The following is a 9,999-nucleotide window of genomic DNA, read 5'->3' as shown; positions in this document are numbered from 1 at the left end:
CAACGTTGAGGCTATCGATGATCGGACGGGCCGATTGAGGGTGTCGGTGGACATCTTCGGGCGCAGAACCATTGTGGATCTGGACGAAACTCAGGTAGAGGCTGCTTAATAGCTTGACATTCAATTCGGCGGCCCCATAATCACCGACCAACGCACGGTTCGAGTTCGCGGCGACAGCTTCGCGCAGTCTGGCCCCGATCGGATAGCCTTGGAAGTCCGCATACGTGTCGGCCGAGGCCGCGTAATTGTTGCACCCTAAATTCCGTCCCATAGCGCTTAGCGCCCGGGTTCACAGTTCGACGCGGGTCTTGGGTTGCCGTTAGGGCAGCCGCCTAGACAAGGGTTGGCGATAGGCCGGCCGCCCGCATCGAAGCCATCTCAGGGCCCTGCATGCCGGACCCCGACACCCTCCCCTTCGATAGCGTTCACCTCCTCCCCGAAGACTGGGACGGGGTTGAAGACGGAGAGGTCGAGATCCCCGGCGTTCGTCGGGACGCGATCGGTGAGGAGACGGCGTGATGTACGACATCGACGCCTTCCTGACTTGGCTGTTCCTCCCGTTTCATTTCGCCTGCGGCTGGGTCGCGGCCGGCGCTGATCTGATGATGGGAGCGCGGTGATGGGCTCATTCACGATCAACGGCTTTACGATGCCGATGGCTGTAGCGCTGGCCTTCTTCGCTGGCGTTTGCTTCTGCGGCGGCTGGACGTCGGGCTGGGCGGCCGGGTTTCTAGTGGGTCTTGGAACGCGACTGGCGAGTAAGGTCGCCGTGCTGCTGCCGAGGCGCTGATCATGTTCGCCTCCGATTTTCCCACCCCGACCTTCCGCACCATCCAAGAGGCCGTGACCTACTTCAACAAGACGGGTCGACGGTCGGCTTCCGTCGTTTCTTCCCTTCCGTCAGAGGAAACCGCAGGATCTCGCCCGCATTCCGATGATCCTGCTGTTTGCAAAACGGACATTGAACCAGAAGCGGGGCGTCGGCCGTAAACTCCAGCGCGACTGCGCTTGGCTCTTCGACAGCGAAGGCGAAAAATTCGCCGCAATGCTGGCAGTAGAGCCCCACGTTGGTCTTGTTCAGTTCGCGTTTGACCGTCGCCAGCGGAAAGCCCGGCGCCGTCGTCACGTGGATGCGCTGGGTTGTGAACGGGGTCTGTGCCATGCTGCCCTCTACCGCTGTGATCGTGCAGCGTAGCGGCGCCCACAAGGGTCGGCAATCATGTACGACATCGACCCGCCCAGCCCCATCCTTCGCCTCAACGCACCCCGCAAGGGCGATGGTGGCACTGTGCTCAACCCCGAGCCCGCAGCCCCGATCCCATTCCCCGCCCAGCTCGATCGCTACCTCGCCAAGAGAGACGCAGACGCCGCCATCCTCAGGGTCAAGGCCCTCCGTAAAGCGGATGAGAGCTTGGCGCGCTGGATTGATCGGTTGTAGCCCCTAAGGGCTGTTCATTCGCACCTCATGCCTGTTCTCTCCAATTCAAAACACGAACGGTTCGCTCAGGCCGTAGCTGAAGGCCAATCAGCCTCTCAGGCTTATGTCACAGCGGGTTATGCCGCCAATGAGGGCAACGCCGGGCGGCTGAACAGGAATGAACGGGTTCGCGCTCGCATTGAGGAGATCCTTCAAGCTGGCGCCGAAAAGGCAGGCGTTACTGTCGCCCGCATCGTGGAGGAACTGGCCAAGGTCGGGTTCGCCAACATGCAGGATTACATGCGAGCAAGCCCAGCGGGTGATCCCTACCTTGACTTCTCCGGTCTCACTCGGGACCAAGCGGCTGCACTGGGTGAAGTTACCGTTGAGGATTTCAAGGATGGTCGCGGCGAAGATGCCCGTGACGTTCGCCGGGTAAAGTTCAAGCTCCACGACAAGCTCTCAGCCCTCGAAAAACTTGGCAAACACTTGGGCATGTTCAAAGACCCGGACGTGAATGCCAATATCACGGTTAACCTCGCTCCGAGTGACGCCGACCTTTGAGCCGAACCCTGGGCAAATGAAAGCAACGGCGCTTCTTCAGGGCGAGCAGCGGCATACGCTTATCGCGGGCGGCGCTCGGTCAGGTAAGACGTTCCTTTTGACTCGTGCAGTTGTCGTAAGGGCGTTGCGCGGGTCTGGCTCTCGACACGCTATCCTAAGGTTCAGGGCGAACGCAGTCCGATCCTCCATCGCGCTTGATACGCTGCCGAAGGTCGTAGGCGCCTGCTTCCCGGGCTTGAAATTGACAGAGCACCGGCAAGACGGGTTCTTCTCGTTGCCGAACGAGTCTCAGATCTGGCTCGGCGGCTTGGATGACAAGGATCGCGTCGAGAAAATCCTCGGACAGGAGTTCGCGACCATCTATTTTAACGAGTGCTCCCAGATCCCGTACTCGTCGGTTCTGGTGGCTCGTACTCGGTTGGCGCAGCAGGTTGCCGGTCTTCGGCAGCGCGCCTATTACGACATGAACCCGTCAGGAACGGGCCATTGGACGTATCACGAGTTCTCCGAAGGCCGCGACCCGACTAGCCGGAAGCCGCTGGCGGATCCTGAGAACTACCGCCGGACGTTCATCAACCCGAACGACAACAGCGCCAATCTAAGCCCCGAATTTCTGGCGTCGCTTGCCAACCTCCCAGACAAGCAGCGACGCCGGTTTTATGAGGGCCAATACGTTGCCGAGGTCGATGGCGCCCTCTGGACCTATGATCTAATCGAGCGCTGCCGCGACGAGCCCCCGAAGGGTGAAGCGCCCGCGGTTACGCTGGCGCGTCTCGGTATCGCGCGCGTCGTCGTCGCCGTGGACCCATCCGGCGCCACGGGCGAAGAGAGTAGCCGCTCGGACGAAATCGGCATCAGCGTCGTCGGAAAGGCCGGCGATCGAGCCTACGTTCTGGCGGATCGGACGTTGCGATCTGGACCCGAAGAATGGGCACGCGCTGCGCTCAAGGCTTTCGACGACTGGGATGCGGATAGCATCGTCGCGGAAAAGAACTACGGCGGCGGCATGGTTGCGGCCGTCATCCGCACGGCCCGACAGACCCTCCCGGTCAAGCTGATCACGGCCTCTCGCGGAAAGCATGTGAGGGCTGAGCCAGTGTCGGCGCTCTACGAGGCGGGGAAAGTCACGCACGTCGGACGGTTCCCCGACCTCGAAGACCAACTCGTGAACTTCTCCACGTCCGGCTACGCGGGCGAGCGCAGCCCAGACCGCGCTGATGCGCTGGTATGGGCGGTGTCTGACCTAATGCTTGGCGAACCGACCTATGACACCGCCGCCCTCGTCAGCCGCTACTCCGTAAGGCGCTAGATGGCTGACGACCCCTCGCAAACCTCAGCAGAATATCAGCGCATGGATAAGCGCTGGCAGCTCGTGAGAGACATTCTCGGCGGCGTTGAGACGATCCGTAGGGCTGGCGACAAGTACCTGCCCAAGTACGAAGGCGAGTCCAGTGAGGAGTACCGGCGGCGGTCTCAGTCGGCCCCTTGGCGTCCTGAATTCGTCGATATCCTACAGGCGCTTGCAACCAAGCCGTTTGGGCGGGATGTGGCTGTCAAAGGTGTTCCTCCCGACGAGATCATTGGGCAACCTGATCAGGCCACTAAGAGTCGCCGCGGTGGCCTCGTAGACGATATCGATGGTCGAGGATCAAGCCTCACCACGTTCGCTGCTGAGTCCTTTTGGCAGAGCGTAGCTCGGGGAGCGCACGCTTTCCTCGTCGACTACCCCGAGATGGCTCCGAACGCCTCTCGGGCCGATGAGATCAAAGCGGGCGCTCGTCCCTATTGGGTCCAGGTGCCGTTCGATAGCATCATCGCGCTCTACACCGATGTGGTGGGCGGGCGCGAGGTTGTTACCCACGTTCGGATCCGAGAGAGCCGGATTGAACGAGACGGGTTCGGAGAACGCACCATAGAACAGGTGCGCGTTCTGGAGCCCGGAACCTCCCAAATTTGGGAGAAGACCGACAAGGGTGATTGGACGCCGGGGCCGATTAAGCCGCACCTGCGAGGTGGGGAATTCTCAGCCGTTCCTCTGGTGCTGATGTACTTCGGTCGGCGCATTGGCGCGCTGGAGGTCATGCCGCCGCTTCAAGCCGTAGCCGACATGCAGATCGAGTTGTATCAGGCCCTCTCCCGACAGGAAGAGATCCTGACGTTTGCAGGCTCGCCGATGCTGTGTGGTCAAGGGATCGCCCCGCCCGCACCCGGCAGCAACGACAAGATCGAGGTCGGGCCGAAGACGGTTCTGTTCGCGCCGCGCAATGGCGATGGGCCACCCCCTAAGTGGGACTTCGTGCAACCCGCAGCGGCAAATATCGCCGAGGTTCGCAAGAGCGTGGAGGCGATCCAGGCTGATATGCGGCGGATTGGGCTTCAGCCGCTTACTGAGCAGCCTGGGAACCCGACAGCCACCGGCAAGGCTATCGACGCTGCGAAGGCTCATAGCGCGGTGAAAAGCTGGGCACTGACACTGAACGATGCCCTGGAACAAGGCCTCGTTTTCACATGCGAGTACCTGCGCAAGCCGACGACGGTGCAAACCGAGGTGTCAACGGATTTCAGTGTCCTGCCGTATGCGGCCGAGCCGCTGAAAGCGCTTGCCGAGGCTCGCGCGACCAAGGAAATCAGCCACGACGCCTACATCGCTGGATTGAAGCGTTTCGACGCGCTGCCTGGTGACTTCGACGCCGAGGCTGACAAAGTGCTGCTTGCCGCCGAGCCGCCAGTGCCGGCGCAGACAGAGGTTCAAGTTCGAACGTAGTTTGGGAATGTTGCCTGTCCAGTGCTTTCGCTTGAAAGCAAATCGCGCCGCTTGATGGTGCGCTCTTTGGCTTTTTGCAGATCTCGGTTGAGGTGCTTGATCACAGCAATCAGTTCTTCGCGGGTCATGTCCTCAAGAAATTGTGGCCCATCTTTGCCGACATAAGTGTCCCGAGCGCCGGGTACGATTTCGCGGGTCATCACGAACTCCCGTGTAAATCAGCAGCGTAACAGATTTGGGCCTCAAGCCCAATCGCCCCGTCTCGCCTGAGGCGGATTTCAGTGCCCTGCGCGCGGTGGATGCCGAACGCGGGTGCACAGGCCGGATGGCCTTCACACCGATGGGTGGATGCCCAGAGGATCACCATGAAACTCAAGACTTTGGAACTCGACGGCCGCACCTATGCGGAGGTCGAGGACGGCAAGCCTGTGTTCCTCGCGGACGACGGCAAGGCCATCGCCTTTGATGCCCCCCACACCGTTGCGACGATCGCTCGCTTGAACGGCGAGACGAAAGCGCATCGTGAAGCTCGCGAGGCTGCCGAAGGGCGCCTGAAGGGTTTTGAGGGCATCGAAGACCCCGATGCGGCCCGGTCTGCCTTGGAGACTATCCGAAACTTGAAGGATGGCGATCTCGTCAAGGCGGGCGAGGTTGAAGTCATCAAGAACCAAGCCAAGAAGACCGCTGAAGAGCAGGTCGCGGCTGAAGCTCGTCGAAGCGCTGAGCGGATCAAGAACGCCGAGAAGGAACGCGACCACTTCAAGGGCATGTTCACGTCCGAGAAGATCGGGCGCGTGTTCAGCGGGTCTAAATTCATCGCGGATAAGTGCACGCTCCCTGCGCCGATTATGCAGGCGCAGTTCGGCAACAACTTTCGCGTCGAAGATGGCCGAGTAGTCGCTTACGACGGAGATCAGAAAATCTTTAGTCGGACCAAGCCCGGCGACATCGCTGAGCCGGATGAGGCTCTAGAAATCCTCGTTGATGGCTTCGCTTACCGCGACTCCATTCTCAAAGGTACGGGCTCCAGCGGATCCGGCGCTAAACCCGGCACGAATGCCGCTGGCCAGCGGCAAATGAGCCGTCAAGAATTCAATGCGCTGTCACCTGCGCAGAAGTCCAAGCTCGCCCGAGAAGTAACTCTCTACGACTGACACGCCAATGGGCGGGATGACGAGCCAAGTCCCTGATGAAGGGCGGCGCTTCGTGTCGGTCTGACCCCAGCACCTCCCTTCATCACTGAGGAAGTACGATGGCCAATACCCTGACGGGGCTGATCCCCACCCTCTATGAGTCGCTTGACCTTGTTTCGCGCGAGTTCGTTGGCTTCATTCCCGCTGTTCAGCGCGACAACGGCAATTTCGCCCGCGCTGCTGTTGGTCAGGTCGTATCTGTTCCGATCGTGCCGGCGGTTACGGCGGCTAACATTGTTCCTGGTGTAACCGCGCCGAACGATGGCGATCAGGTACTGACCACGGTCAACATGCAGCTCAACAACGCCAAGTACGTCCCCATTCGGTGGAACGGCGAAGAGCAGCTTGGGCTGAACAACGGTGGACCCGGAGTTTCGCCGATCCTACGCAACCAGTTTGCTCAGGCCTTCCGCACCCTGACGAACGCCGTTGAGGCTAGTGTTTCAGCGGCGGCAATCGTTGCGGCTTCGCGCGCTGTCGGTACCGCTGGTACTACACCGTTCGCCACCGCGGCCAATCTGAACGACACCGCTGGTGTCGCGCGGATCTTGGACGAGAACGGCGCGCCGATGACGGATCGGCATCTCGTGTTGTCGTCCCCGGCGATGTCCAATATTCGCGGCACGCAGGCCAACCTGTTCAAAGTCAATGAGGCTGGGACCGACGACCTCCTGCGTCGGGGCTCTATCGGCGAACTGGAGGGCTTCGCGCTCCACTACTCCCCGACTGCCAACAAGCTCGTGACCGGCGGCACCGGCACGGGCTTCGTCACTGGCGCAGCCTACCCGATCGGTACGACTGTGATTGCGGTCGGCACCGGCACCGGTACGATCAATGCCGGCGATATCGTGCGCTTCGCGGGCGATACCAACCAGTACGTCGTCGTGACCGGAACCACCGGACCTGGCTCGATCACCATCGGCGTCCCTGGCCTCAAGGTTGCTGCCGCTTCGGGCGCCGCAATCACCATCGTTGGTTCGTACACGCCGAACGTGGCGTTTACCCGCGACGCTATCGTTCTCGCGACCCGCGCACCCGCTGAGCCGCAGTTCAACGGCATCACGGGCGACATGGCCGATGACGCGGAACTGATCACCGATGAGTTCTCCGGTCTGACCTTCGAAGTCCGCGTCTACCGTCAGTATCGTCAGATCAAGTTCGAAGTCGGTCTTGTTTGGGGATCCGCGGTCATCAAGCAGGATCACGTCGCCATCCTTGAGGGCTGATCGGCTCTCGTTCTCTCGTTCATAGGAGGCCAATATGGCCGATCAGGCAAAGCCCACGGACGCGGAAAAGGCACAGGTTACCGCACAGGATGCTCGCGCGAAGGCGATCGACGCGCAGGCCAAGGCCGACGATGCCAGCAAGTCGCCAGAGCAGCGCAAGGCAGATGCTGCGCGTGCGGATGCCGACAAGGCGGCGGCGGTTGCGGCCGAAACCGAGGCCGCGGTAAATCCTCTTGAGCCCATGTCCGCTGTAGAGGCCAAGGTTATGGCCCCTCACATCAATGAGGACATGAGCGCTGGCGATCACTTCGCCCAGAAGTTCGGCAATGACCCTGCGAACCCGAAGCCTGCGACGGGCGAGATGGTCGAGCCGGACCGGATGACCGTGAAGTTGACGCGGATCACGCCAGATTTGGCCGAACCAGCCGTCACTATGGTTGCGCCAGAGATGGTTGGCGACTACCTGCGGGCGGGCTGGTCGCAGGACTAACGCCATGATAGTCCCCACCGTCGCAATTCAGCACCCGTTGGCTCCTGACGTTCGCATGGTCATCAATGCCAGCGATTTCGTTGAGGGCCAGCACGTCCTCTGGACGGAGCCGAAGACCGAGACGGGTGAGCTTCGCGTTCAGCGCGGCGCCCGCGGCTTGTGGTTCGTGAAGCGCGACGGTGAGGCGATCGGCTCGGGTTACAAGACCGAAGCTGAGGCGGAAGCGGCTATGGCTGGACTGGCTGTCTGACGTGGCGCTGGTTGTCGAGACGGGCGCAGGGATCCTCGGGGCCGACAGCTACGTGGCGATTGCAGACTGCGTGCAGTACGCTACTGCGCGAGGCCTTGACTTCGGGTCTGATGATCTCGGTGACGCAGCGCTACGGCGGGCCACGTCCTACATTGACAACACGTATCGGGTTCAGTTTCCCGGGTATCGCACGTTCCGGCGTGCGCAGACGTTGGAATGGCCGCGGACGAACGCTTATTACACCTACGCAGAGCCGCGTGGTGACACACCGTACTTCGTTGATCCGAGGATGCTCTACCCGTTCGATCTGATCGGGGCGAACACCATCCCGCCAGAGATCATCGCGGCGACGTGTGAGGCGGCGGTTCGCGAATATGCGGAGCCGGGCGCGCTTCTGCCGGATCTTGAGCGCGGTGGGCTCATCAGTTCGCTCAAGGCCAGTTCGGTCGAGATTAGGTACGCTGGTGGGGCCCCAGGGCAGGCGGCGTTTCAGGCCATTGAGGCGGCGCTGTCGGGTCTCATAGGTGCTCGCAACGTCTATACCGCTCGTGCGCAAAGAGTCTGATGACGACGATCGCCTACCGCGACGGTGTTATGGCCGCAGACACCGGCGCCAAGTTCGGAGATGCCAAGCATCCTTGGGCGCAAAAGCTGGCTCGTGGCCCGGATGGGACGCTCTATGGCGCATCGGGCACCGCTTCCGAGTGGGAGACCTTCCTTGAATGGGTGCGTGGTGGCTGTAAGGGCGATCATCCGCAGCCGCGCGACTGCAACGGCGACAACTCGTTCGTTGTGCTCTGCGTCGCCCCGAACGGTCCAGTGGAGACCATCACAGCCTTCGGGCGCGAGCGATTTGAGCCGCCCTACTACGCGCTCGGATATGATGCCTGTGTGGCCTTCGGGGCTATGCATGCCGGGGCATGCGCTGAGGATGCCGTAGAAGCTGCCATCGTGCATGGGACTGGCACGTTCGGCGCGGTCACCGTCATCAGGCATGGGCTATGACCACGCCGCTCGCAGGCAGCCTCGCCAAGACCGTTGGCCGAGCCTTCGCCTCCACCTTCTTTCCCGCTGTGCTCACGCGGGGCCAGACCACCTACCGCTGCAAGGCGATCTTCACCGAGTACAGCACCGGCCAAGCCGCCGAAGGCGTGCTCACCGGCAACGACTGCACCGTGCTAATCCTCGCCACGACGCTCGCAGTTGAGCCGATCTCGGGCGATGTGGTCAGCATCACGGGTGCCCGGTTCGCTCAAGGGCAAAGTTTTGTCGTCCTGTCGCTCACGCCCGGGAAGGCGGCTGTCGTCGGGGATCCGGCCGGGGCGACTTGGACTCTGCGTGGCCGCACGGTCCCGCTCAATGGCCCTGGCAGCAGCGTGACGGCATCCTACGCTGCTCTAGCACAAGCCCTTGGCGTGCCTCATCAGGTGTACCGCACCACCGGGTCCCATCCGCTATCGCCGGCCAATCTCATCGGCGCGCTGCCTGCGCTGTTCGTCGATGGCGGTGGGGCGGGGTTCAACCTCAACCGAGCCCTCCACCCCGACGACGTACTGCAGAACGCACTTCTCGACGCGACAGGTCTGGCCCTCGGCGATTTCCTGGCGCGGCCGGGCACTTGGGGCGACGGCTTCCAGCAGGTGTACTTCATCGCCTCGCTGGAGCCGATGCGCCCAATCAATGCGATCCTATGCAACCGGCTGATCACGCATCTGCGAGGCAACTCGCAGATTGATGCCGATGGTGGCCAAGGCGAAGGCCTGCCGTCGCAGACCGGTGGAGCCGGGCGTTACTTCGGATACAGCGCGACGCCCGACACCGACGATGTCGGGCCGGGCGAGCGCACCTTAGCGGCGAACGTACCCGTGGCCCTCGTGCCGTTGGCTGGCGCCGCGAGAGGGCAGGGCGAGGTTCCGACCGACGCTCCTGGCCCCGGCCGGTGGCGGATGCATCTGCCGGTCAGCGTGTTCCCTCTAGGCACGGTGGCAAACGGCGACATCTTCTCGGACGAGGGCGGCTCCCGCTACCAGGTCGCCACCAACGGTTGGACGCCGCTCGGCTACAAGGTCGAGATGATCCGCCTGGAGAACTAGCC

14 protein-coding genes are annotated in these 9,999 nt (G+C 62.0%); 11 read left to right on the top strand and 3 right to left on the bottom strand.

From position 1 onward, the window contains the following. The coding region (locus MKK88_RS01240; RefSeq protein ID WP_243996771.1) for a hypothetical protein at nt 1–271 on the bottom strand (271 nt) is incomplete at its 3' end. Nucleotides 272–853: 582 nt separating this feature from the next. Continuing rightward, nucleotides 854–1,162 carry a hypothetical protein gene (locus MKK88_RS01235; protein ID WP_243996770.1) on the bottom strand — a complete coding sequence of 103 codons (309 nt, stop codon included), beginning with the start codon at nt 1,160–1,162 and terminating at the stop codon, nt 854–856. A 57-nt stretch (nt 1,163–1,219) separates the two neighbouring features. Here MKK88_RS01235 and MKK88_RS01230 point away from each other — a divergent pair, with 57 nt between their 5' ends. From MKK88_RS01230 to MKK88_RS01215, 4 genes are read left to right on the top strand one after another with little or no spacing between them, the layout of a single operon-like run. Then, entirely contained in the window at nt 1,220–1,438 is a 219-nt protein-coding gene (locus MKK88_RS01230) for a hypothetical protein (protein ID WP_243996769.1), read from the top strand. Nucleotides 1,439–1,465: 27 nt separating this feature from the next. Beyond that, on the top strand, nt 1,466–1,981 hold the full coding sequence (locus MKK88_RS01225; RefSeq protein ID WP_243996768.1) for a terminase small subunit: 516 nt from the start codon (nt 1,466–1,468) through the stop codon (nt 1,979–1,981). 16 nt (nt 1,982–1,997) lie between these two features. Continuing rightward, a complete protein-coding gene (locus MKK88_RS01220) occupies nt 1,998–3,290 on the top strand; it encodes a phage terminase large subunit (protein WP_243996767.1) in 1,293 nt (430 codons plus the stop codon). After that, nucleotides 3,291–4,745, top strand: coding sequence for a DUF4055 domain-containing protein (locus tag MKK88_RS01215; protein ID WP_243996766.1), 1,455 nt, complete (start codon nt 3,291–3,293; stop codon nt 4,743–4,745). It abuts the gene before it with no gap. Here MKK88_RS01215 and MKK88_RS01210 read toward each other — a convergent pair. After that, entirely contained in the window at nt 4,730–4,945 is a 216-nt protein-coding gene (locus MKK88_RS01210; protein ID WP_243996765.1) for a hypothetical protein, read from the bottom strand. The two genes, MKK88_RS01215 and MKK88_RS01210, sit on opposite strands and share 16 nt — an antisense overlap. A 165-nt stretch (nt 4,946–5,110) precedes the next feature. On the opposite strand from MKK88_RS01210, the gene MKK88_RS01205 reads away from it, so the two are divergent. The 7 genes from MKK88_RS01205 (at nt 5,111) to MKK88_RS01175 (ending at nt 9,997) form a co-directional block, all read left to right on the top strand. Then, the gene (locus MKK88_RS01205) at nt 5,111–5,899 is read left to right on the top strand and encodes a DUF6651 domain-containing protein (RefSeq protein WP_243996764.1); all 789 of its coding nucleotides are present in this window, start codon (nt 5,111–5,113) and stop codon (nt 5,897–5,899) included. 98 nt (nt 5,900–5,997) lie between these two features. Next, nucleotides 5,998–7,164 carry a P22 phage major capsid protein family protein gene (locus MKK88_RS01200; protein WP_243996763.1) on the top strand — a complete coding sequence of 389 codons (1,167 nt, stop codon included), beginning with the start codon at nt 5,998–6,000 and terminating at the stop codon, nt 7,162–7,164. Nucleotides 7,165–7,198: 34 nt separating this feature from the next. Further along, nucleotides 7,199–7,654, top strand: a complete 456-nt coding sequence (locus MKK88_RS01195; protein WP_243996762.1) for a hypothetical protein — start codon at nt 7,199–7,201, stop codon at nt 7,652–7,654. A 55-nt stretch (nt 7,655–7,709) separates the two neighbouring features. Further along, nucleotides 7,710–7,904, top strand: a complete 195-nt coding sequence (locus MKK88_RS01190; RefSeq protein ID WP_243996761.1) for a hypothetical protein — start codon at nt 7,710–7,712, stop codon at nt 7,902–7,904. A gap of 1 nt (nt 7,905) precedes the next feature. Continuing rightward, nucleotides 7,906–8,469 (top strand): DnaT-like ssDNA-binding protein, encoded by a 564-nt coding sequence (locus tag MKK88_RS01185; RefSeq protein ID WP_243996760.1) that lies wholly within the window; start codon nt 7,906–7,908, stop codon nt 8,467–8,469. Next, complete coding sequence (locus MKK88_RS01180) at nt 8,469–8,909, top strand: hypothetical protein (RefSeq protein ID WP_243996759.1); 441 nt, start codon at nt 8,469–8,471, stop codon at nt 8,907–8,909. The genes MKK88_RS01185 and MKK88_RS01180 overlap by 1 nt, the downstream gene beginning before the upstream one ends. Further along, nucleotides 8,906–9,997 (top strand): hypothetical protein, encoded by a 1,092-nt coding sequence (locus tag MKK88_RS01175; RefSeq protein WP_243996758.1) that lies wholly within the window; start codon nt 8,906–8,908, stop codon nt 9,995–9,997. The genes MKK88_RS01180 and MKK88_RS01175 overlap by 4 nt, the downstream gene beginning before the upstream one ends. Nucleotides 9,998–9,999: the final 2 nt, after the last annotated feature.

The sequence above is a fragment of the Methylobacterium sp. E-005 genome, from assembly GCF_022829725.1.
In the GTDB taxonomy this organism is placed as follows: Bacteria; Pseudomonadota; Alphaproteobacteria; order Rhizobiales; family Beijerinckiaceae; genus Methylobacterium.
The sequence above is the reverse complement of the archived record's forward strand: the minus strand, read 5'-3'. Positions and strand labels throughout refer to the sequence as shown.